Origin of the sequence: Pseudomonas sp. RIT288, from assembly GCF_000631985.1 — a bacterium.
Classification (GTDB): domain Bacteria; phylum Pseudomonadota; class Gammaproteobacteria; order Pseudomonadales; family Pseudomonadaceae; genus Aquipseudomonas.
In genome coordinates this window covers 1-21,530 of the sequence record NZ_JFYN01000028.1, presented here as the reverse complement: position 1 = coordinate 21,530, position 21,530 = coordinate 1, and the positions used below count along the sequence as shown (strand labels likewise).

The window sequence follows — 21,530 nt, the reverse complement described above, 5'->3', positions numbered from 1 at the left end:
CTGTAGGAGCTGACGAGTGAAACGAGGCTGCGATCTTTTGATTTTTGTGGATCGCCGACCCAGGCCGACTGGCGGTGCTTGTCAGTAAAATCCTACTGGAGTACAAATGTACTCCATGACGAACCTGACTCCCCGCCGTACCGCCATCCTGACCTTTATCCGCGAACGCATCGCCGAACACGGTCAGCCCCCAAGCCTCGCTGAAATCAGCGAGGCTTTTGGTTTTGCCTCGCGCAGCGTGGCGCGCAAGCATGTGCTGGCGCTCACCGAAGCCGGGTTTATCGAGGTCAATCCGCATCAGGCCCGGGGCATTCGCCTGCTCGGGCAACCGCCGCGACCGGAACTGCTCGACATTCCCGTGCTCGGCCGGGTGGCTGCCGGTGCGCCGATCGGTGCCGATGCCGACATCCATAGCCGCTTGACGCTCGACCCGGCGCTGTTCTCCCGCACCCCCGATTACATGCTGCGGGTGCAGGGCGATTCGATGATCGAGGACGGCATTCTCGACGGTGATCTGGTGGGGGTGAAGCGCAATCCCGAAGCGCTCAACGGGCAGATCGTGGTGGCGCGACTCGACGGTGAGGTGACGATCAAACGCTTCGAACGTGTCGGCACTACAGTGCGCCTGCTGCCGCGCAACCCGGCGTACCAGCCGATTGTCGTGCGCGATGATCAGGATCTGGCGATCGAAGGGGTGTTTTGCGGTCTGGTGAGGCAAGGCTGATGGGCGCCGTCGTTGCACTCGATACGCTGTTCAATGGCGGCCAGGTCTGGAAGGGCCGGCCTGCGCCGCCGGCGGCCAGCCCGCAACCCACCGGCCATGCCGCGCTGGATGCGGCACTGCCCAGCGGTGGCTGGCCGGAAGCGGCGCTGAGCGAAATCCTCCTCGCCGGCCCCGGGGTTGGCGAGCTGCAACTGGTGTGGCCGACGCTGGCGCGGCTGTCGGCAGCAGGCGAGCGCATCGTGCTGGTGGCGCCTCCGTTCGTGCCGTACCCGCAGGCGTGGGCGAACGCCGGGGTCGATCTGCGTCAGTTGTCGGTGATTCAGGCCAGCGAACGCGATGCCTTGTGGGCGGCGGAGCAATGCCTGCGATCCGGCAGTTGCGGCGCGGTGCTGTGCTGGCCGCACAAGGCCGATGATCGGGCGTTGCGGCGTTTGCAGGTAGCTGCGGAAACCGGCCAGACCCTGGCGTTTGCCTGGCGTGCGCTGAGCGAGGCGATCAACCCGTCGCCGGCCGCGTTGCGCATTGCCATCGATGCCAGACCTGCCCAGTTGCGCGTGCTCAAGTGCCGTGGCGGACTGGCGCGCACGGCGCCGATTGCGTTTGCCGTGGGGCACTGAGGTCGTCATGCGCTGGGTGTGTATTCTGTTCCCGCAATTGGCCCTCGACGCCGTGCTGCGTCAGCGTGCCGATCCCGATGAGCCGTTGGTGCTGCTCAGTGGCCCGGCCCAGCGTCGAGTGCTGCAAGCGGTGAATCCGGCAGCGCGTCAACTCGGCCTGCGTGCCGGCCAGTCGATGACCGCCGCACAAGCGCTGAGCAAAGGTTTTGCCACCGCCGATTACGACCTGGCCGAGGTCGAGCACTGGCAGCAGTTTCTCGCCGCGTGGGCCTATCGATTCAGCGCGCAGGTCAGCGTGCATTACCCGCGTACCGTGGTGTTCGAGATTGAATCGAGCCTGGGCCTGTTCGGCTCCTGGACGCAGTTCGAAGCGCGGCTACGCAAGGAACTGACCGACCTGGGCTTCCGCCATCGCATCGTCGCCGCACCGAATCCGGTGGCGGCGCGGGTGCTGGCCAACGCCTACGACGGTCTGGTGGTGCCCGACGGCGAAGCCTTGCAACATCACCTCGGGCAATTGCCCGTCGACCGCGTCGGACTGGAGCCGCAGGTCGCCACCGCGCTGGCGCGTATGGGCCTGCGCAACCTGAACCAGCTGCAGAGCCTGCCGCGTCAGGCTCTGGCCCGGCGCTTCGAAGCGTCGATGCTCAAGCATCTCGACACGTTGTTCGGGGCACGGCCGCTGGCCTTGGGGTTCTATCTGCCGCCGGATCGTTTCGATGTGCGCATCGAACTGAATTTCGACGTGCAATCCCATCAGGCGCTGCTATTCCCGTTACGGCGTCTGACCGCTGACCTGTCGGCGTTCCTCTGCGGACGTGACAGCGGCGTGCAGCGTTTCGATCTGCATCTGGAGCACGCCGGGCTGCCGGACACGGTGATCAAGGTCGGCCTGCTCAGCGCCGAGCGCGATCCGGCGATGCTCTTCGAATTGGCCCGCGGGCGACTGGAACAAGTCCAGGTCGAGGCGCCGGTGCGTGGTTTTCGCCTGCGTGCCGAAGACCTGCCGAGTTTCGTGCCGCAGTTTCAGGAACTGTTCGATGATCGTCCGCAACAGACCTTGCCCTGGGAGCAATTGCGCGAACGCCTGCGCGCACGGCTCGGCGATGACGCGGTGCAGGGCCTGCGCTTTCAGGCCGACCACCGCCCGGAATGTGCGTGGCAGAACGGCGTCGACAAACAGCGTTGCACAGGCTTGCCGAGCGTGCAGCGTCCGGGCTGGCTGCTCGGCGAACCGCAAAGCGTGCCGGAAGGTTCGGCGCGAATCCTCATGGGCCCGGAGCGCATCGAGTCCGGCTGGTGGGACGGTGACGATGTGCGCCGCGATTACTACCTGATCCAGAACCGCGCCGGTCAGCAGGGCTGGGCCTATCGGGCCGTGGGCGAGGGCGGTCCGTTGTGGCTGCAGGGCTGGTTTGCATGAGCCACGGCTATGCCGAGCTGCACTGCCTGTCGAACTTCAGTTTCCAGCGCGGTGCCTCCAGTGCCCTTGAGTTGTTTCAGCGGGCGAAAAAACACGGCTATCAGGCGCTGGCGATCACCGACGAGTGCACGCTGGCCGGGATCGTTCGGGCCTGGCAAGCGGCGAAATCGGTTGAACTGCCGCTGATCATCGGCAGCGAAATACGCATCGACAACGGCCCGAAACTGCTGCTGTTGGTGGAGAATCTTGCGGGCTATCAGGCCTTGTGCGGCTTGATCACTCAGGCCCGGCGGCGTACGCAGAAGGGCCAGTACCAGGTGCTGCGCGAGGATTTCAGCGAGCCGTTGCCGGGATTGTTCACCGTGTGGGTGCCGGACAGCATCGATGACGTGGAGGAGGGGCGCTGGCTGAAGCAGACTTTCGGCGAGCGCCTGTATCTGGCAGTGCAGTTGCATCGCGGGCAGGACGATCAGCGGCTGCTGGCGGCACTGCTGAGTCTGGCCGAGCAGCTGCAGATTGCCGCCGTGGCCAGCGGCGATGTGCACATGCATGCGCGTGGCAGACGCGCCCTGCAGGACACCATGACCGCGATTCGCCATCACGTCCCGGTGGCCGAGGCCGGATTGCGCCTGCACTCCAACGGCGAGCGGCATCTGCGCAGCCTCGATGTGTTGCGCGAGCTGTACCCGCCGGCCCTGCTCGACGCCTCGGTGCAACTGGCGCGGCGCTGCACTTTCGAGCTGAGCGAGTTGCGCTATGAGTATCCGAAGGAGCTGGTGCCGGAGGGGCACACCGGCAGTTCCTGGTTGCGCCAACTGACCGAAGAAGGCATTGCCTGGCGCTGGCCGCAAGGGCCGCAGCCCAAGGTGCTCAAGCAAATCGACGATGAGCTGCGACTGATCGCCGAACTCGGCTACGAAAGCTACTTTCTCACCGTGCACGACGTGGTGCGCTTTGCCCGCGATCAGCAGATTCTCTGTCAGGGCCGTGGTTCGGCGGCCAACTCGGCGGTGTGTTTTGCCTTGGGTATCACCGAGATCGACCCGGATCGCACCACGCTGCTGTTCGAACGTTTCATGTCGAAAGAACGCAACGAACCGCCGGACATCGACGTCGATTTCGAGCACGAGCGCCGCGAAGAAGTCCTGCAGTACGTGTTCCGCCGGTATGGCCGGCGGCGTGCGGCGTTGACGGCGGTGGTCAGCACCTACCACGCTGCCGGTGCGGTGCGCGACGTGGCCAAGGCCCTTGGGCTGCCGCCGGATCAGATCAATGCACTGGCCGATTGCTGCGGCCACTGGAGCGACGAAACACCGCCGGTGGCGCGCTTGCTCGAAGGCGGCTTCGACCCCGACAGCCCGGTGCTGCGTCGAGTGCTGAGCCTGACCGGGCAACTGATCGGCTTCCCCCGGCACCTGTCGCAGCACCCCGGTGGTTTCGTGATTTCCGAACAGCCGCTGGACACGCTGGTGCCGGTGGAAAACGCCGCCATGGCCGAGCGCACGATCATTCAATGGGACAAGGACGACCTCGACGCGGTCGGGCTGCTCAAGGTCGATATCCTTGCCCTCGGCATGCTCAGTGCGATCCGTCGCTGCTTCGACTTGCTGCGTCGTCATCGGCATCTGGATCTGAGCCTGGCGACGATCCCTGATAAAGACAAACCGACCTACGAGATGATCAGCCGCGCCGACACCATTGGCGTGTTCCAGATCGAATCCCGGGCACAGATGTCGATGCTGCCGCGCCTGAAACCGGCGAAGTTCTACGATCTGGTGATCGAGGTCGCGATCGTCCGCCCAGGGCCGATTCAGGGCGGGATGGTTCATCCGTATCTGCGCCGACGCAACAAGGAAGAGCCGACAACCTATCCCTCGCCGGAACTGGAAGTGGTGCTCAAACGTACCCTCGGCGTGCCGCTGTTTCAGGAACAGGTGATGCAGATCGCCATCGTCGCCGCCGACTACAGCCCCGGTGAGGCCGATCAGTTGCGGCGATCCATGGCCGCGTGGAAACGCCATGGCGGGCTCGAGCCGCACAAGGAACGCCTCGCCGCCGGCATGAAGAAAAACGGCTACACCGAGGAATTCGCCGCGCAGATCTTCGAGCAGATCAAGGGTTTCGGCAGTTACGGCTTTCCCGAATCCCACGCCGCCAGTTTCGCCTTGCTGACTTACGCCAGTTGCTGGCTCAAGTGCCACGAACCGGCGGCGTTCGCCTGCGCGTTGATCAACAGCTGGCCGATGGGTTTCTACAGCCCGGATCAAATCCTCCAGGACGCGCGCCGCCATCAGTTGCAGATCCGTCCGGTGGACGTGCGCGCCAGCGACTGGGATTGCAGCCTGGAACCGATCAGCGGCGCACAACCGGCGATCCGCATGGGGCTGCGGATGATCAAGGGCTTTCGCGAGGACGATGCCCGGCGCATCGAAGCGGCGCGCACGCGTGGGGCGTTTGTCGATGTCGCCGATCTGGGCGAACGCGCCGCGCTCGACAGTCGCGCCCAGGCGCTGTTGGCCGATTCCGGGGCGTTGCGCGGGATGGCCGGGCATCGGCATCGCGCACGCTGGGAAGTGGCCGGGGTGCAGAAACAGCTGGGCCTGTTTGCCGGGTTGCCGAGCCAGGAAGAAGCCGATGTGCTGCTGCCCAAACCGAGCGTCGGTGAGGACCTGCAGGCCGATTACGCGACCATCGGCACCACGCTGGGGCCGCACCCGTTGGCGCTGCTGCGTAGTGAACTGAAGGCGCGGCGTTGCCGCAGTTCGCAGGAGTTGCTGGACGTCGAGCACGGTCGGCCGGTGAGCATCGCCGGGCTGGTCACCGGGCGGCAGCGACCGGGCACTGCCAGCGGCGTGACCTTCGTCACCCTTGAAGACGAGTTCGGCAACGTCAACGTGGTGGTCTGGCGCGATCTGGCCGAGCGTCAGCGTCAGGTGCTGGTCGGCTCGCAACTGCTCAAGGTCGATGGCCGCTGGGAGCGGGAGGGCGAAGTTCGACACCTGATCGCCGGCCGCCTGAGCGACCTGAGTCCGCTGCTCGACGGCATCCGCGTACAAAGCCGCGACTTCCACTAACACCGCCCCCCTGTAGGAGCTGCCGCAGGCTGCGATCTTTTGACTTGGATTTTTAAAAACAAGATCAAAAGATCGTCCGATCGCGGCCCGAGCCTGCGGCAGCTCCTACAGGGGTATTTGTGGTGTTCAGATCAGCCAATCCGTTGGCGTCAAAAAAACCTGTCCCCCATGATGGCACTTTGTCATAATGCCGCCCCTTTTCCGCTCCCCACTGCCTTGCCGTGCCGGGACACACCGTTTTTTCAGAAGGAATGTACAGTGAGAATGATCTCCCGGATGTTGGTCTCAGGCGTTGCGATTGCCGTGCTCGGCACCCTCGCCGGCTCCCTTGCCGGGTGCGCCACCGAAAGCTCCCGCGCACTGCCGGTGGCCAAGGTCGAGAGCGCCACGCAAGTCTGGACCGGTGCTCGCGTACCGATGGCGGTGGGCAAGTTCGATAACCGCTCCAGCTACATGCGCGGGATCTTCTCCGACGGCGTCGATCGTCTCGGCGGCCAGGCCAAGACCATCCTGATCACGCACTTGCAACAGACCAACCGTTTCTCGGTACTGGATCGCGACAACATGGGCGAGATCCAGCAGGAAGCGGCGATCAAGGGCCAGGCCCAGCGCCTCAAGGGCGCCGATTACGTGGTCACCGGTGACGTCACCGAGTTCGGCCGCAAGGAAACCGGCGACCACCAGCTGTTCGGGATTCTCGGCCGTGGCAAGACCCAGGTCGCCTACGCCAAGGTCAACCTGAACATCGTCAACATCAGCACCTCCGAAGTGGTGTATTCGACTCAGGGCGCCGGCGAATACGCCTTGTCCAACCGCGAAATCATCGGCTTCGGCGGCACCGCTGCGTACGACTCCACCCTCAATGGCAAAGTCCTTGATCTGGCCATGCGCGAGGCGATCAATCGTCTGGTCGATGGCATGAATGCCGGTGCCTGGAAACCGGGTAACTGATCGCTATTCATTGCAAGGAGCAACACCCATGAATCTGACTTTGTCGCGGTCGCTGCTGGCTCTGACGCTGGCCGCCAGCGCCTTGCTGGCCGGTTGCAGCAGCCCGAAAACCCTGTACCAGTGGGAAGACTACCAACCGCAGGTCTACGAATACTTCAAAGGCGAAGAGCCCAAGGAAACCCAGGCCGAAGTGCTGGAGCGCGACCTGCAGAAGATCCGCTCCACCGGCAAGGCTGTGCCGCCGGGGTACCACGCGCATCTGGGCCTGCTGTACCTGAGCATGGGCAAGGACGATCAGATGGTGCAGCAGTTCCGCACCGAGAAAGCGCTGTTCCCCGAGTCCGGCCCGTACATGGATTTTCTGCTTAAAAACGCCAAGACCGGAGACGCCAAATGATTTCGCGCACCCTGAAACTGCTGGCTGCCGGTTTGGCCCTGATCGTGCTCGGTGGCTGCGTCGCGCCGAAAACCGTGGATTACTCGGCGTATAAACAAGCGCGCCCGAAGACCATTCTGGTGCTGCCGCCGCTGAACACTTCGCCCGACGTGAAGGCGTCATACAGCCTGTTGTCGCAAGTGACGTTCCCACTGGCCGAAGCCGGTTACTACGTGCTGCCGATCGCCCTGGTGGACGAAACCTTCCGCCAGAACGGCCTGACCACCCCGGATGACATTCATCAGGCACCGGCCAACAAGCTCAAGGAAATCTTCGGCGCCGACGCTGCGCTGTACATCACCGTGACCGAATACGGTACGCGCTACATGGTGATCAGCAGCGAAACCGCCGTGACCGCCACCGCCAAACTGGTGGATCTGAAATCCGGCACCACGCTGTGGACCGGTTCGGCGCGGGCGTCGAGCGAAGAGGGCGGCAACAACAGCGGTGGCGGCCTGGTCGGCATGCTGATCACCGCCGCGGTGAAGCAGGTGATCAACAGTTCGACCGATGCCGGTTATCCGATTGCCGGCGTGGCGAGCAATCGCCTGTTGTCGGCCGGTCAGCACGCCGGCCTGTTGTACGGCCCGCGTTCGCCGAAATACGGTACTGACTGAAGATCAAAAGATCGCAGCCTGCGGCAGTTCCTACAGGGGAATGCATCCCAAATGTAGGAGCTGCCGCAGGCTGCGATCTTTTTGCATCATTACGGCCTCTCGTTCACTTGACCCCACCTGACCTGCGATTCATCCCCTGCATCTCGACGCCGAAGGCGATATCCTGCGCCACACTTATCTGCGCAAACGGCGCATAACGCTGGAGCACCGTGTCTGCCCAAGGCTAAAGGAGTGTTCGAATGACCGAGAAGAAACTGGAAACCACGGTCGACCGCGTCTACCAAGGGGTTTACCAGGCAATCAGCAAGCGTTCGCTGCGTCCGGGGATGAAGCTGGGTGAAGCATCGCTGGCCGAACTGTTCAATGTCAGCCGCACGTCGGTGCGCGCCGCGCTCAAACAACTGGAAGCCGAGGGGCTGGTCACCACCGAGCCGAACAAGGGGGCCTCGGTGTCGCTGCCCAGCAACGAAGAGATCCGTTCGCTGTTCGAAACCCGGCGGCTGATCGAGATCGGTATGGTCACCGAACTCTGTCGGCGCAAGGACACTGCCGCCACGCAGGTCTTGCGCGAGCACCTGTTACTGGAGGACGCAGCCCACGCGGCAGGCGACCACGAGCAACTGATTTACCTGCTCGGCGAGTTCCACCTCAAACTGGCGCGCAGCCTCAACAACCCGGTGCTGCTCGACTGGTTCCAGAAGTTGATTTCCCGGGCCTCGCTGTACGTCGCCGCACTGGATGACGACAGCCATGAAGCCTGCCGCGACAACGAACATCTGCGCCTGATCGAATACATCGAGGCGGGCGACCAGAACGCCGCCATCGAACTGACCTGCACGCATTTGAACGGCATCGAGAAGGCGATTCTCGACGTCGCGGCGAAGATGAAAACTGGCTACCATCCGCTCAAGCACCTGATCGGGGTCTGATCCGGGCCTGGTCTGAAATCGGCTATACCTCTAATGAAACCATTACGGCCGATGAGGCTCGAAACAGACGGGCGTCGCGGCGTTCTCCCGTCGCGATGTATCGGGCAAACACCAAAGGACACCGAGTCAATCGATGCAGTTTTTATCCGATAGCCACGGTTGTGACGGCTGGAAAGGCGAGATGGCCGGGCGCATTTGTGCGTTCGACTGGCGTCAGACCGAACTCGGCCCGCTCGACACCTGGCCTGCCAGCCTGTGCAGCGCCGTGCAACTGATGCTGGCTTCACCGTTGCCGATGGTCATGCTCTGGGGCCACGTCGGCTACATGATCTACAACGACGCCTACTCGCAATTTGCCGGTGGCCGCCACCCCTATCTGTTGGGGGCGCCGGTGGAGCTGGGCTGGCCGGAAGTCGCTGATTTCAACCGGCATGTGGTCGACACCTGTCTGGCGGGCGGTACCTTGTCGTACCGTAACAAGGAACTGGTGCTGTTGCGCGATGGCGTGCCCGAAGATGTCTGGATGGATCTGTATTACAGCCCGGTGGCCAACGATGACGGTGTGCCGGCCGGGGTGATGGCGATGGTGGTCGAGACCACCGGGTTGGTGCGCTCCGAGCGCCTGCGTCAGGCCGCTGAAGATGCCTATCGGGCCGACAACGAGCGGGTGCGTCTGGCGCTGAATGCCGGGGCGTTGCTCGGCTCGTTTGTCTGGGATGTGAAGCACAACGTGTTGTCGGCGGATGAGCGTTTCGCCCGCACGTTTTCGTATCCGCCGGATCAGGACCTGAGCAATCTGGCGCAGTCCTACTGCGAAGCGCGGATCCACCCGGACGATCTGGCGTGGGTGCATGATCGGGTCAGCCATTCGGTGCAGACCGGTGAACCGTACAACGCCGAATACCGCGTGCGGCGCGCGGACGGCAGTTATCTCTGGGTGCTCGCCAGTGGCGCCTGCGAGTTCGACGAACATGGCGCGCCGTTCCGTTTCCCCGGAGTGTTGATCGACATCCATGAACGCAAGATCGCCGAAGAATCCCTGCTCAAATTCACCCGCAACCTGGAGCAGCGGGTGGCCAATGAAGTGGATGCTCGACTGGCGGCTGAGGAGCAACTGCGCCAGTCGCAGAAACTTGAAGCCATTGGCGGACTCACCGGCGGCGTGGCCCACGACTTCAACAACCTGCTGCAGGTGATCGCCGGCAACCTGCACTTGCTGGCGCGGCACGAGCCGGACAATGCCAATGTGCAACGCCGGGTCAGCGCCTCGCTGGCGGCGGTCGAGCGCGGTGCGAAGCTGTCGTCGCAACTGCTCGCCTTTGCCCGGCGCCAACCGTTGTCGCCGGCGGTGTGCGATCCGCGACAGATCTTCGAAGGTGTCGGTGAGTTGCTGCAGCGCGCGTTGGGCGAAACCATTCAGATCGATGTGCAACTGCCGCAAGAGCCTTGGCACATCAACGTCGACCGCAATCAACTGGAAAACGCCATTCTCAATCTGGCGATCAACGCCCGGGACGCGATGAAGGGCGAGGGCACGATTGTCCTCAGCGCCCTCAATACCCGGCTGGACAGCAGCTTTTGCGCCGGCAAAGGCATCGTCGCCGGTGATTTCGTGCGGGTGGTGGTCAGCGATTCCGGCGTCGGTATTGCGCCACAAATGCTCGAGCAGGTGTTCGAGCCGTTCTTCACCACCAAGGCCGACGGCCAGGGCACCGGGCTCGGTTTGAGCATGGTGTTCGGCTTCGTCAAACAGAGTGGCGGACACGTCGAGATCGACAGCACCGTGGGCGAGGGCACGCGGGTGCAGCTGTATTTTCCGCGCAGCCTGCGCCCGGTCCTCGATGAATCACCGAGCCTCGGCGAGCAGCTGGGCGGCGGCCATGAAAGCATTCTGGTGGTCGAGGACAACGACGCAGTGCGCGCTTCGGCAGTGGAGCTGCTGCGCGAAGAAGGTTACCGCGTGCTGACCGCCGGCAATGGCGACGTGGCGATGCAGATGCTGCTGGACGGCGCGCAAGTCGATCTGATTTTCACCGATGTGGTGATGCCGGGGCTGATCAAGAGTTCCGATCTGGCGGCGTGGGCCAAGGTGCAGACACCACCGGTGGCGGTGCTGTTCACCTCCGGCCACACCCGCGACATCATCTCGCGCAACCACCAGTTGAGTCCGGACACGCATTTGCTGGGTAAACCGTATGGCCCGGAGGCGTTGTTGCAAATGATTCGATCGGTGCTCAGTGCCTGACTCCCTGTGGCCAGGGAGCTTGCTCCCGCTCGGCTGCGCAGTAGTCGTAAACCCGGGAACCGCGGTTTACCTGCCGGGTTGATTCGTCTGGATTTGGGGCCGCTTCGCAGCCCAGCGGGAGCAAGCTCCCTCGCCACATGTTTTGTGTTCGACTCACATTTTCCGATCAAGGCCCGCCCATGACTTCCAAACGCACCTCCAAAGCACCCGCCGGCATGGTTCGGGTGCGTGGCGCCCGTGAACACAATCTGAAAAATGTCGACGTCGATATCCCTCGCGACGCGCTGGTGGTGTTCACCGGTGTATCCGGTTCGGGCAAGTCGTCGCTGGCCTTTTCGACTTTGTACGCCGAAGCCCAGCGGCGTTATTTCGAGTCGGTAGCGCCGTATGCGCGGCGCTTGATCGATCAGGTCGGGGTGCCGGACGTCGATTCCATCGAAGGCCTGCCGCCCGCCGTGGCCCTGCAACAGCAGCGCGGCACGCCGAGCACGCGTTCGTCGGTCGGCAGCGTGACCACCTTGTCGAGCCTGATCCGCATGCTCTATTCCCGCGCCGGCAGTTACCCGTCGGGGCAACCGATGCTCTACGCCGAGGATTTCTCGCCGAACACCCCGCAAGGCGCGTGCCCTGAGTGCCACGGTCTGGGCCGGGTCTACGAGGTGACGGAAGCGCTGATGGTGCCCGATCCGAACCTGACCATCCGCCAACGCGCCGTGGCGTCCTGGCCGCTGGCGTGGCAGGGGCAGAACCTGCGCGACATCCTCGTGACCATGGGCATCGACGTCGACATCCCCTGGAAGAAACTGCCGAAAAAGCAGCGTGACTGGATTCTTTTCACCGAAGAAACCCCGACCGTGCCGGTGTATGCCGGTCTGACCCCGGAGGAAACCCGGGTCGCCCTCAAGCGCAAGATGGAACCGAGTTATCAGGGCACCTTCACCGGCGCCCGCCGCTACATCCTGCACACCTTTACCCACTCGCAAAGTGCGCTGATGAAGAGGCGCGTTTCGCAGTTCATGCTCGGCAGCCCGTGCCCGTTGTGTGACGGCAAACGCCTGAAGCGTGAAGCGTTGTCGGTGACCTTTGCCGGTTACGACATCGGTGAATTGTCGCAGATGCCATTGCTGCAAGTGGCCGAGGTACTGCGGCCAGTCGCAGCGGCGACGTATCTGCAACAGACCGAGGAAAGCGGCGAAACCCTGAGCCATGCGCAAACCCGCGAGGCGCGCCAGCAACGCGTGGCGCAGGGTGCCAGCGGCCACGCCAGTGCGCCGGACGTGCGCCACACGCCGAACCTGTCGCTGGAAAAGCGCCTGGCGGCGCAGCGGATTGCCGAGGACTTGCTGGAGCGGGTCAGCACCCTGACCGATCTGGGCCTGGGTTATCTGGCGCTGGAGCGCAGCACGCCGACATTGTCGTCCGGCGAGTTGCAGCGACTGCGCCTGGCGACGCAACTGGGCTCGCAATTGTTCGGTGTGATCTACGTGCTCGACGAGCCATCCGCCGGCCTGCATCCGGCCGATGGCGAGGCGCTGTTCGAAGCCTTGCAGCGCTTGAAGGCTGACGGCAACACGCTGTTTGTGGTCGAGCACGATCTGGAAACCATGCGCCGCGCCGACTGGCTGATCGACGTCGGCCCGGCGGCAGGCGAGAAGGGGGGGCGGGTGCTCTACAGCGGTCCGCCGGCAGGGCTGGCCGAGATCGACGAATCGCAGACCCGCGCCTATCTGTTCGCGGAAACTCAGCGGCAGACCCGCACCGCGCGCAAGCCGACCGGTTGGCTGAAACTCGATGGCATCAGCCGCAATAACCTGCACAACCTCAGCGCTGAATTTCCCTTGGGCTGCTTCACCTCGGTAACCGGGGTTTCCGGTTCGGGCAAGTCGAGTCTGGTCAGTCAGGCGTTGCTCGAACTGGTCGGCGCGCATCTCGGGCGGACGGTGGTTGAGGACGAGCCGGAAGAGCTCAGCCTCGAAGACGATGCGCCGCAGGCCAGCACGGGTCAGGTGACTGCGGGGCTGGAGTCGATCAAGCGCCTGGTACAGGTCGATCAGAAACCCATCGGCCGCACGCCACGTTCGAATCTGGCGACCTACACCGGGCTGTTCGATAACGTGCGCAAGCTGTTCGCCGCCACGCCCGAGGCACAGACGGCGGGGTATGACGCCGGGCAGTTTTCCTTCAACGTTGCCAAGGGCCGTTGCCCGACCTGCGAGGGTGAAGGTTTTGTCAGCGTCGAGTTGCTGTTCATGCCGAGCGTGTATGCGCCGTGCCCGACGTGTCATGGCGCACGCTACAACCCGCAGACCCTGGCGATTCAGTGGCAAGGCTTGAACATTGCGCAGGTGCTGCAACTGACCGTGGAAGAGGCGGTAGAGGTGTTCAGCGAGCAGGCGGGGATTCGTCGTTCGCTGGAAGTACTGCGTGACATCGGTCTCGGTTATCTGCGGCTCGGCCAACCGGCCACCGAGTTGTCGGGCGGCGAGGCGCAACGGATCAAACTGGCGACCGAGTTGCAGCGCAATCAGCGCGGCGCGACCCTGTATGTGCTGGATGAACCGACTACCGGGCTGCATCCGCGGGACGTCGATCGCCTGCTGGAACAACTGGATACGCTGGTCACGGCGGGGCACACAGTGATCGTCGTCGAGCATGAAATGCGCGTGGTGGCGCAGAGTGACTGGGTGATCGACATCGGCCCGGGGGCTGGGGATCAGGGCGGCAAAATCGTCGCCGCCGGCACGCCGCAGAAAGTCGCAGCAAGCAAGAAGAGCCGTACGGCGCCGTTTCTGGCGCGGGCCTTGAACCGATAGCGGCGGCTTCATCGCCAGCAGGTTATGCGGTGCTTGTGATCCCTTGCAGGAGTGAGCCTGCTCGCGATAGCGAAGTGTCAGCCAGAAATGAATTAACTGACCTGACGCCATCGCGAGCAGGCTCGCTCCTACAGGGTCTGTGTTTTCAACCGAGCAACCTGATAACGGTGTGTCAGGCACCATCAAGCGTGCGGCGAACCTTGTCCAGCAGTTCGCTGATCTGGAAGGGTTTGACCAGCATTTCCATACCGCTGCCGAGGAAGACCTGACGATTGATCGCCGTTTCGGCATAACCGGTCATGAACAGGATCGGCAAAGCGGCACGCCAGCCCCGCGCCACGTCCGCCAGTTCCCGGCCGCTCATGCGCGGCAGGCCGACGTCGCTCAGCAGCAGTTCGATCGTCGGGTCATTCTGCAAACGCTCCAGCGCAGTTTCGATATCCGCCGCCTGGGTGCAGCGATAACCGGCGTCCTCCAGCACCTCGGTGACGAACATGCGCACCGCCGGCATGTCCTCGACAATCAGCACATGCTCGCCCGAGCCCTGCGGGTCGACAACCACCGGGGCAACATCAGCTCCGGTCGGGTCGCTGGTAGCCGGCAGCATGATCGTCACTTCCGTACCGCGCCGTGCCACGCTGCGGATATGTGCATCGCCACCGGACTGGCGGGCAAAACCATAAATCGTCGACAGCCCCAACCCGGTGCCCTGGCCCAGCGGCTTGGTGGTGAAGAACGGGTCGAACACCTTGTCGATCACACTGTGCTCGATGCCGGTGCCGTCGTCGCGTACCGACAACGCGACATACGCGCCATCGGCCATGTTCGGATCGCCATGGGAGTACGCGGCATAGGTGTTGACCCAGATATTGCCGCCCTTGGGCAGCGCATCGCGGGCGTTGATCACCAGATTCAGCACCGCACTTTCCAGTTGCACCGGATCGACCAAGGCAATCGCCGGTTTGTTGGTCAATTCAAGTTTGAGAGTGATGCGTTCGCCGATGGTGCGCACCAGCAGTTCTTCCAGTGAGCGCACCTGCTCGTTGATGTCCACCGGCCGTGTATCCAGCGGCTGTTGGCGGGCGAAGGCCAGCAGGCGATGGGTGAGCGAAGCCGCACTCATCGCTGAATTCAGCGCTGCTTCAGCATAGAGCTGCACTTTGTCGGGCCTGGCATCGGCGATGCGTTTCTGGATCAGTTCGAGGCTGGTGATGATCCCGGTCAGCAGGTTGTTGAAGTCGTGGGCAATCCCGCCGGTGAGCTTGCCCAGCGCGTCCATCTTCTGCACTTGCAGCAACTGCGATTCGGCGCGCACCCGCTCGGCAACTTCCTTGGCCAGTTGTGTGGTGGTGTCGTCCAACTGTGCGAGGTGCGAGCGCTCGCGGTGGCGATGCTCGGTGACGTCTTCGACGAACACCAGGCTGAGCTGCGGCGTGCGGTATGGCGAAATCTGCCACTCGGTTTCGCGTATCTCGCCCTGTACACGCATGTTCAACGTGCCTTTCCAGCGCTCGCCATCGACCAGCCGCAGGCGCAACTCGTTGAGGATCGCACCCTGGTCTTCGTCGAAGCATTCGCTGAGGGTTTGCGGGTTGCGGTTGTCCTGAATCATCTGCGTGAAAGCGTGGTTGCACTCATGCACCTTCAGGTTGGCATCGAGCACGGCAATCGGCGCCGAGACGTTGACGAAAATCTCGCGAAACCGGGCCTCACTCTCACGCAGCGCGTTTTCGGTATCACGTACCCGCAGCAGAGTGCGCAGGGTCGCCAATAGTACGTCCGGGTCTACCGGGTGAATCAGGTAGGCATCCGCCCCGGCATCCAGACCGGTGATGATGTCGCCGGTCTGGATCGACGCGGCAGACACGTGGATCACCGGCAGCAGCGCGGTGTGTGCATCGGCGCGCAGGATCCGCACGATATCGAAGCCACTCATGTCCGGCAGGTTGACGTCGAGGATCAGTGCATCAAGTACCTCGCTTGCGATCAGCGCCAGGCCCTCGCTGCCGGTGCCGGCCTCCAGCACCTCGTAGCCATGGCGCTCCAGGCGCCGGCGCAAGGCGTAGCGGGTGGCGACGTTGTCGTCGACGATCAACAGACGGATGTCACGTTTCATCGACGTTCTCCAGGGCGAGCGCCAGTGGAATGATTACGAAAAAGGTCGAGCCGACCCCCGGGGTGCTGTCCATCCCGACCTCGCCGCCGAGCAGGGCCGCGAAGCGCTTGCACAGGGACAGGCCGAGGCCGGTACCGCGCAGGCGTTTCTGCAGCGGCGAGTCGACCTGCGAGAAGTCCTCGAACAATGCACCATGCAGCTCCGGCGCGATACCGATACCTGTATCGCTGACAGCGAAGCGCACCCGGTCCAGCCCCTCAAGACGCGCCGAGATCCGCACTTCACCGCGGGTGGTGAACTTCAGCGAGTTGGAAATGAAGTTGCGCAGAATCTGCCCGAGTTTTTTGTCGTCGGTGTACAGCCGTGGCAGGCCGATCGGCTCTTCGAAGATCAGGTCCACCGCCGATGCGTCGACGATTGGTCGGAACATCCCGCGCAGGGCGGAGAACAGGTCGAACATGTCGAACCATGCCGGAGAAATGGTGATCCGCCCGGCTTCGATCTTCGCCAGATCGAGCAAGTCATCGACCATGTCGCTGAGTTCGCGGGCGGCGCTGCTGACGAACGCCACCTGCTTGTGCTGCTCGGGGCTGAGCGGGCCGTCGAGTTCGTCGGCGAGCAGGCTGTTGATGCTGAGGATCGAGCCCAGCGGGGTGCGAAACTCATGGCTCATGTACGACAGAAAGCGGCTTTTCAGGTCCGAGGCCTGTCTCAGCTCTTCCGCCTGGGTGTCGAGTTCGGCGTAGAGCGCCAATACGCCTTGATTGGTTTCGTCGAGTTCTGCGCGCAGGGCGGCGGTCTCGCTCTGCAACCGGGCGATCAGCGCGGCCTGCTCGGCCGGGTTCAGGATTGGCGACTCAGCCATTGGCGGCCTCCAGGGCAACGACCAGCACCGTGACGTCGTCGCGCCCGCGACAGAAGTCGCGGTGCAGGACGCTGGCTATCACGGCAGGATGGCGGTGCACCAGACCGGGGTAGTCTTGAAGGTTCCAACGGGACTGCAAGCCGTCGCTGTACATGATCAATAGATGTCCGTTCACGTGAGCATAGTCAAAAGGCTGGGCTTTCCGGTATTGGCCGCCGACGATGCCCGGGTGCGAGGCCAGGCCCCGCGACTTGTCGGCGGTGATCAGGCTGGCGCCGATGTTGCCCACGCCAGTAAAGGTCAGGCCGTCGCGGGCGGCATTGAACTGGGCGAACGCTGCGGCGCCGCCACGGCTGCCGATCATGTCGCGGTGCATATCCTCCATCAGCAGCACCGGACTGGCAAACGGGGTCTGGGCGAACACCCGCTCGCCGGCCTTGGCCGCGCGTTCGGCATCCTCACCGTGGCCGAGGCCGTCGATGATCAGCGCACTGACATTCGCGCCGTTGTACGCCAGGTGCCAGGTGTCACCGCACGCCGGGTCGTTGTGCAACGAGTGCTGGCTGACGCCGTAGCGCAAGTCCGGTTGACGGTCGCCGCGCGGATACAGACGCGCCAGCAGCACCGCTCCATGGGCGTCGGCGTGCACGTCGAAGACTTCGGTCTGACGCGCCACGGCGCCCAGTCCGATGCCTTGGGTGCCGCCGGTGGAAAAGCCGTCGGTCAGGCACGCGTCGAGGTCAAAGCCCTGTGCGCGATCGACCGCTAGCATCTCGATGCCGAATCCGCCGGGGCGGGGCAACAGGCGCAAGTGAACTTCGCCGCGGCTGGCGTGCTTGAGCACGTTGCTGGCCAGTTCGGTGGCGACCAGCGCTACGCGCCCGGCATCGGTCTCATCAAAGCCATGTTGCTCGGCGAGCCGTTGCGCGGTGCGCCGGGCGTGGCCGATCTGGCTGCTGTCTTCGATCAGCAGCACCTGGGTCAGCGACCCGGCGATATTCATGTCCATCGGGTGATCGTTATTCGCGTGCCCCTGCCGGGCTCGGTGTCCAGTTCGAACTCCTCGACCAGGCGTTTTGCCCCGGTCAGGCCCAGGCCCATACCGCTGCCGGAGGTCCAGCCGTCGGTCATCGCCAGTTTGATATCGGCAATACCGGGGCCTTCGTCGCGGAACGTCAAGCGCAGACCGACCTTGTGGTCTTCATCAAGAATTTGCCAGTCCATGTCGCCGCCGCCACCGTACACCATGGTGTTGCGGGCCAGTTCGCTGACCGCCGTGACCATTTTGGTCAGGTCGATAAGGCGCATCCCGCATTCGGTGGCCAGTTTGCGGGCGGTCTGGCGTGCGAGCACGACATCCTGTTCGATATGGATGGGTTGAGTACCGCTGCTGCGTACGGTCATCGCCGGTTTACTCGTTCTTGCAGCAGTTTCATCCCGCGCTCGACGTTGAGTGCGGTGCTGACACCCGGCAGGGTCAGGCCGAGTTCGACCAGGGTGATCGCCACCGCCGGCTGCATGCCGACCAGCATGGTTTCGGCGTCCATGATTTTCGACAGGGCGGAAATCGTGCTGATCATCCGGCCAATGAACGAGTCGACCATGTCCAGCGCCGAGATATCGATCAGCACACCACGCGCCGAGGTCTTGCTGATGCGCTCGGACAAGTCGTCCTGCAACGTGAGGGCGAGTTGGTCATGCATGTCGACCTGAATGGTGACCAGCAGGAACTTGCCCATTTGGAGAATCGGGATACGTTCCATCGGCTCAGACCGCTTGGCCGAGGCTGATGCCCAGGCGGGTGAGGGCGAGTTTCAGTGCGTCGGCCAGGTTGGCCTTGGTCACCACACCTTGCAGGTCGAGGCCCAGGTGCACGATGGTCTGGGCGATTTGCGGACGCACGCCGCTGATGATGCAGTCGGCACCCATCAGACGAATGGCGGTCACGGTTTTCAGCAGGTGTTGCGCAACCAGTGTGTCGACGGTCGGTACGCCGGTGATGTCGATGATGGCGATTTCCGATCCGGTGTCGACGATGCGTTGCAGCAGCGATTCCATCACCACCTGAGTGCGTTGCGAATCGAGAGTGCCGATCATTGGCAGCGCCAGCACACCGTCCCACAGCTTGACCACCGGGGTGGACAGCTCCAGCAGTTCTTCCTGTTGGCGTTTGATCACCGCTTCACGGGACTTCTGGAAGGTGCGGATGGTGTGCATGCCGAACGCATCGAGCAACTCGGAGATTTCCCACAGCTGTTCGGCCAGCAATGCTGGTTGTTCGCGATAGTGATTTTGCAGCAGGGAAAACAGCGGGCCTTTGAGGGCGAAAATGAAGCTGGCGGTCTGTTGTGAATCCTGACCGAGCAGGGCGCGGCTATGGGAGAGCTTTTCGAGGAACTGGCGGGTGGCTTCCCAACCCGGCGCGTTGATGTTGGTGCCGTTGTCATCCTGCAGACCGTTGATCACCAGTTGCAGGAATTCGCTGGTCTGCTGTTGCAGGTCGTGATCTTTGAGGTTGCGGGTGGCGCCGCTGGTTTCCAGTCCTTTGATCCATTCGCTCAGCAGTTGTGGTTGTTTGTTCTTCATCGCATCGAGTGTGCTGTTCTGCAGTGCTGCCATGTGCCTGTTGCTCCGTAACAAATTGGGGGCCGATTCTGCAAAAATTGACCGGCGCGCAGTCAGTGACCTTTGCCGTTCGAAATAGTTGTTCGAGCCCGAAAGGATATTTTTGATCTGAGGCATGGAACGCATCGGTAACTCTAGTTGGCGTGTTGGCAAGCAGCGATCTTTTGAACGTTGACGTTACTCAGGCTTCGAACTTTCAAGGCCGGCCGGTTTCAGTCGCGCCGGTGGTGAAAAACGAGGTGGCTATGAATGAACAAACCAGGCAACAACAGAACCAGGGTACAGAGCCGATCAATCGCAACGACCCGGCCATCGACCCGCAGGTGCCGGGGCAGAGCCCGCCAACGCAACCCACGGGTGGCACCGGGCAGGCGCAGAGCGCCGATCCGGTGGTGGATCAGAAGCACAAACACACCGATAACGACAACGAGTTCAGTCCGGGTTTTGAACCTGAGCCTGATCGTCCCAAGCCGGGTGAAGAAACCGATGCCGACATCGACACCGACGGCGGTTGAATCGCTCTGAAACGACAAAAGGCCGCATTCAATGAATGCGGCCTTTTGCTGTTAAGCGCCCGGATTATTTGCTCGGGTGTTTGGCTTGCAGCTCTTTGGCAGCGGCCAGGTGTTTTTCCAGCGCCGGGAGCATTTTCTGCGCGAAGGCTTTCAGCTCGGTAGCGCCCTTGGTCTTGTCGTCGGTGACAGTGTTGGCTTCTTTCTTGAACAGTTCGATGGTTTCTTCGTGGGCCTTGACCTGATTGTTGGCGTAGGCCGCGTCGAAGGACTCATCGCGCATGTCGAGGATCTTTTCCTTGGCCTGCTTGACCAGGGTGGTGGTGTCTGGCACCTCGATGTCATTGGCTTTGGCAATACTGGCCAGTTCGTCGTTGGCCTTGCCGTGGTCAGTGATCATCATGTTGGCAAAGGCCTTGATGTCGGCCGACTGGCTTTTTTCCAGGGCGAGACGGCTGGTTTCGATCTCGGAAATGCCGCCCGCAGCCGCGTTGTCGACAAAGCTGTTCGAAGTCGCGGCGAAGGCACTGCCCATGCCGGCGCTCAGAGCTACAGCCAAAACGAGATGACGCAGGTTGAATCCGTCCATTGGTCTTTCTCCACACAGGTTTTTGTTGACGTTAATCAATGGAGGCGGCGGAGGCGGCAAAGGTTTGATCGCGTTTGTGACAGGGCGACGAACGGCCACCGCTGGTCTGACAGGTGGTCGACAGAACGGCCCGACCAAGGCCATTCTGATCACTGCCAGCGCAATCGGTCGCGTTGGTTGCCGATCAACTGACGGAGGTGTTCCATGCCGGTGACTCATGACCTGTATCAGGATTTGAAGCTAACAAAGGAAGAGGTCCAGCAAAAACGCACTCAGGATTCACGACTGGATTCACTGATCAACCAGTACTCCGAGGCGGACGCCGAAGTAGTCAAGGCCGAGACGGCGACCTCGGATGCGCCCAGCGATGACACACTGAAGAAACTCAAAGAGAAACGCTTGCAGGTCAAAGACAGGATCGTCGCGCAGTTACAGGCTCGATCCTGACCGTCAGTCGCTTCACCGCTCCTCAAGGGTGAAATGACTGAACGCAGCCCCCGACCGGCACCTCGAATGTACAGAGTCTTCACTCAGCGACTCTTTGCGAGGTGCCCCATGAACAAACCCAGATTCCCCAGTGAAGAGCAGGGCGGTTTCGACCCGGTGCCCACACATCCGGAACCCAACAGCCCGGCACACACCACCACTTTTCCCGAAGAGCCGGACGAGGATCTTCCTGAAGACGAAGATCCGGACAAGTTCGATAGATCGGGCAACTGACAGACCGCTATCGCGAGCAGGCTCACTCCTACAGGAGGAATACCTTTCAACTGTGGGAGCGAACCTGCTCGCGAAGAGGGCTGCACATTCAACATCATCGTGGCTTGACACACCGCCTTCGCGAGCAGGCTCGCTCCTACAGGAGGATTACCTTTCAACTGTGGGAGCGAGCCTGCTCGCGAAGAGGCCTGCACATTCAAAATCTTCGTGGCTTGACACACCGCCGTCGCGAGCAGGCTCGCTCCTACAGGAGGATTACCTTTCAACTGTGGGA

Annotated in this window: 20 protein-coding genes; 13 read left to right on the top strand and 7 right to left on the bottom strand. The window is 62.6% G+C overall.

What is annotated here, in order from left to right:
- The first annotated feature begins 106 nt into the window (after positions 1-106).
- The 10 genes from lexA (at position 107) to BW33_RS18655 (ending at position 13,829) form a co-directional block, all read left to right on the top strand.
- A complete protein-coding gene (gene lexA / locus BW33_RS18700) occupies positions 107-724 on the top strand; it encodes a transcriptional repressor LexA (protein ID WP_047600397.1) in 618 nt (205 codons plus the stop codon).
- Entirely contained in the window at positions 724-1,341 is a 618-nt protein-coding gene (gene imuA / locus BW33_RS18695; protein ID WP_047600396.1) for a translesion DNA synthesis-associated protein ImuA, read from the top strand. The genes lexA and imuA overlap by 1 nt, the downstream gene beginning before the upstream one ends.
- A gap of 7 nt (positions 1,342-1,348) precedes the next feature.
- The gene (locus BW33_RS18690) at positions 1,349-2,764 is read left to right on the top strand and encodes a Y-family DNA polymerase (protein ID WP_047600395.1); all 1,416 of its coding nucleotides are present in this window, start codon (positions 1,349-1,351) and stop codon (positions 2,762-2,764) included.
- On the top strand, positions 2,740-5,838 hold the full coding sequence (locus BW33_RS18685; RefSeq protein ID WP_201771633.1) for an error-prone DNA polymerase: 3,099 nt from the start codon (positions 2,740-2,742) through the stop codon (positions 5,836-5,838). The genes BW33_RS18690 and BW33_RS18685 overlap by 25 nt, the downstream gene beginning before the upstream one ends.
- 264 nt (positions 5,839-6,102) lie before the next feature.
- On the top strand, positions 6,103-6,789 hold the full coding sequence (locus BW33_RS18680; RefSeq protein ID WP_167797100.1) for a CsgG/HfaB family protein: 687 nt from the start codon (positions 6,103-6,105) through the stop codon (positions 6,787-6,789).
- 28 nt (positions 6,790-6,817) lie between these two features.
- The gene (locus BW33_RS18675; protein WP_047600392.1) at positions 6,818-7,186 is read left to right on the top strand and encodes a DUF4810 domain-containing protein; all 369 of its coding nucleotides are present in this window, start codon (positions 6,818-6,820) and stop codon (positions 7,184-7,186) included.
- The gene (locus BW33_RS18670) at positions 7,183-7,842 is read left to right on the top strand and encodes a DUF799 domain-containing protein (protein WP_047600391.1); all 660 of its coding nucleotides are present in this window, start codon (positions 7,183-7,185) and stop codon (positions 7,840-7,842) included. Before BW33_RS18675 ends, BW33_RS18670 begins: the two co-directional genes overlap by 4 nt.
- 239 nt (positions 7,843-8,081) lie before the next feature.
- Positions 8,082-8,771: a GntR family transcriptional regulator gene (locus BW33_RS18665; RefSeq protein WP_047600390.1), complete on the top strand. Its 690-nt coding sequence runs from the start codon at positions 8,082-8,084 to the stop codon at positions 8,769-8,771.
- A gap of 133 nt (positions 8,772-8,904) precedes the next feature.
- Complete coding sequence (locus BW33_RS18660; protein ID WP_047600389.1) at positions 8,905-11,016, top strand: hybrid sensor histidine kinase/response regulator; 2,112 nt, start codon at positions 8,905-8,907, stop codon at positions 11,014-11,016.
- 179 nt (positions 11,017-11,195) lie between these two features.
- Complete coding sequence (locus tag BW33_RS18655) at positions 11,196-13,829, top strand: excinuclease ABC subunit UvrA (RefSeq protein WP_047600388.1); 2,634 nt, start codon at positions 11,196-11,198, stop codon at positions 13,827-13,829.
- 172 nt (positions 13,830-14,001) lie between these two features.
- Here BW33_RS18655 and BW33_RS18650 read toward each other — a convergent pair whose 3' ends face one another.
- Genes BW33_RS18650 through BW33_RS18625 form a run of 6 tightly spaced genes read right to left on the bottom strand, consistent with a single transcriptional unit; the run spans position 14,002 to position 19,429 of the window.
- Positions 14,002-15,945, bottom strand: coding sequence for a response regulator (locus BW33_RS18650; RefSeq protein ID WP_047600387.1), 1,944 nt, complete (start codon positions 15,943-15,945; stop codon positions 14,002-14,004).
- On the bottom strand, positions 15,935-16,810 hold the full coding sequence (locus BW33_RS18645) for a sensor histidine kinase (RefSeq protein WP_047600386.1): 876 nt from the start codon (positions 16,808-16,810) through the stop codon (positions 15,935-15,937). Before BW33_RS18645 ends, BW33_RS18650 begins: the two co-directional genes overlap by 11 nt.
- Positions 16,803-17,813: an ATP-binding protein gene (locus BW33_RS18640; RefSeq protein WP_047600398.1), complete on the bottom strand. Its 1,011-nt coding sequence runs from the start codon at positions 17,811-17,813 to the stop codon at positions 16,803-16,805. Before BW33_RS18640 ends, BW33_RS18645 begins: the two co-directional genes overlap by 8 nt.
- Positions 17,810-18,214 (bottom strand): anti-sigma regulatory factor, encoded by a 405-nt coding sequence (locus BW33_RS18635; protein ID WP_047600385.1) that lies wholly within the window; start codon positions 18,212-18,214, stop codon positions 17,810-17,812. The genes BW33_RS18640 and BW33_RS18635 overlap by 4 nt, the downstream gene beginning before the upstream one ends.
- On the bottom strand, positions 18,211-18,573 hold the full coding sequence (locus BW33_RS18630) for an STAS domain-containing protein (RefSeq protein WP_047600384.1): 363 nt from the start codon (positions 18,571-18,573) through the stop codon (positions 18,211-18,213). Before BW33_RS18630 ends, BW33_RS18635 begins: the two co-directional genes overlap by 4 nt.
- Before the next feature lie 4 nt (positions 18,574-18,577).
- Positions 18,578-19,429, bottom strand: a complete 852-nt coding sequence (locus BW33_RS18625) for an STAS domain-containing protein (RefSeq protein ID WP_047600383.1) — start codon at positions 19,427-19,429, stop codon at positions 18,578-18,580.
- Positions 19,430-19,680: 251 nt separating this feature from the next.
- On the opposite strand from BW33_RS18625, the gene BW33_RS18620 reads away from it, so the two are divergent.
- Positions 19,681-19,950: a hypothetical protein gene (locus BW33_RS18620; RefSeq protein ID WP_047600382.1), complete on the top strand. Its 270-nt coding sequence runs from the start codon at positions 19,681-19,683 to the stop codon at positions 19,948-19,950.
- Between the two features lie 64 nt (positions 19,951-20,014).
- Here the strand turns inward: BW33_RS18620 and BW33_RS18615 are convergent, their stop codons facing one another.
- Positions 20,015-20,536: a DUF4142 domain-containing protein gene (locus BW33_RS18615; protein WP_047600381.1), complete on the bottom strand. Its 522-nt coding sequence runs from the start codon at positions 20,534-20,536 to the stop codon at positions 20,015-20,017.
- 204 nt (positions 20,537-20,740) lie between these two features.
- Here BW33_RS18615 and BW33_RS18610 point away from each other — a divergent pair, with 204 nt between their 5' ends.
- On the top strand, positions 20,741-20,983 hold the full coding sequence (locus BW33_RS18610) for a DUF465 domain-containing protein (RefSeq protein WP_047600380.1): 243 nt from the start codon (positions 20,741-20,743) through the stop codon (positions 20,981-20,983).
- Between the two features lie 108 nt (positions 20,984-21,091).
- Positions 21,092-21,256 (top strand): hypothetical protein, encoded by a 165-nt coding sequence (locus BW33_RS30020; RefSeq protein ID WP_167734148.1) that lies wholly within the window; start codon positions 21,092-21,094, stop codon positions 21,254-21,256.
- Positions 21,257-21,530: the final 274 nt, after the last annotated feature.

What these genes read in the sequence shown, in the direction of transcription:
- lexA (WP_047600397.1), top strand. Translation starts at nt 107, where the DNA reads ATGTACTCCATGACGAACCTGACTCCCCGCCGTACCGCCATCCTGACC.
- imuA (WP_047600396.1), top strand. Translation starts at nt 724, where the DNA reads ATGGGCGCCGTCGTTGCACTCGATACGCTGTTCAATGGCGGCCAGGTC.
- BW33_RS18690 (WP_047600395.1), top strand. Translation starts at nt 1,349, where the DNA reads ATGCGCTGGGTGTGTATTCTGTTCCCGCAATTGGCCCTCGACGCCGTG.
- BW33_RS18680 (WP_167797100.1), top strand. Translation starts at nt 6,103, where the DNA reads ATGATCTCCCGGATGTTGGTCTCAGGCGTTGCGATTGCCGTGCTCGGC.
- BW33_RS18675 (WP_047600392.1), top strand. Translation starts at nt 6,818, where the DNA reads ATGAATCTGACTTTGTCGCGGTCGCTGCTGGCTCTGACGCTGGCCGCC.
- BW33_RS18670 (WP_047600391.1), top strand. Translation starts at nt 7,183, where the DNA reads ATGATTTCGCGCACCCTGAAACTGCTGGCTGCCGGTTTGGCCCTGATC.
- BW33_RS18665 (WP_047600390.1), top strand. Translation starts at nt 8,082, where the DNA reads ATGACCGAGAAGAAACTGGAAACCACGGTCGACCGCGTCTACCAAGGG.
- BW33_RS18660 (WP_047600389.1), top strand. Translation starts at nt 8,905, where the DNA reads ATGCAGTTTTTATCCGATAGCCACGGTTGTGACGGCTGGAAAGGCGAG.
- BW33_RS18655 (WP_047600388.1), top strand. Translation starts at nt 11,196, where the DNA reads ATGACTTCCAAACGCACCTCCAAAGCACCCGCCGGCATGGTTCGGGTG.
- BW33_RS18650 (WP_047600387.1), bottom strand. Translation starts at nt 15,945, where the DNA reads ATGAAACGTGACATCCGTCTGTTGATCGTCGACGACAACGTCGCCACC.
- BW33_RS18645 (WP_047600386.1), bottom strand. Translation starts at nt 16,810, where the DNA reads ATGGCTGAGTCGCCAATCCTGAACCCGGCCGAGCAGGCCGCGCTGATC.
- BW33_RS18640 (WP_047600398.1), bottom strand. Translation starts at nt 17,813, where the DNA reads ATGAATATCGCCGGGTCGCTGACCCAGGTGCTGCTGATCGAAGACAGC.
- BW33_RS18635 (WP_047600385.1), bottom strand. Translation starts at nt 18,214, where the DNA reads ATGACCGTACGCAGCAGCGGTACTCAACCCATCCATATCGAACAGGAT.
- BW33_RS18630 (WP_047600384.1), bottom strand. Translation starts at nt 18,573, where the DNA reads ATGGAACGTATCCCGATTCTCCAAATGGGCAAGTTCCTGCTGGTCACC.
- BW33_RS18625 (WP_047600383.1), bottom strand. Translation starts at nt 19,429, where the DNA reads ATGGCAGCACTGCAGAACAGCACACTCGATGCGATGAAGAACAAACAA.
- BW33_RS18620 (WP_047600382.1), top strand. Translation starts at nt 19,681, where the DNA reads ATGAATGAACAAACCAGGCAACAACAGAACCAGGGTACAGAGCCGATC.
- BW33_RS18615 (WP_047600381.1), bottom strand. Translation starts at nt 20,536, where the DNA reads ATGGACGGATTCAACCTGCGTCATCTCGTTTTGGCTGTAGCTCTGAGC.
- BW33_RS18610 (WP_047600380.1), top strand. Translation starts at nt 20,741, where the DNA reads ATGCCGGTGACTCATGACCTGTATCAGGATTTGAAGCTAACAAAGGAA.
- BW33_RS30020 (WP_167734148.1), top strand. Translation starts at nt 21,092, where the DNA reads ATGAACAAACCCAGATTCCCCAGTGAAGAGCAGGGCGGTTTCGACCCG.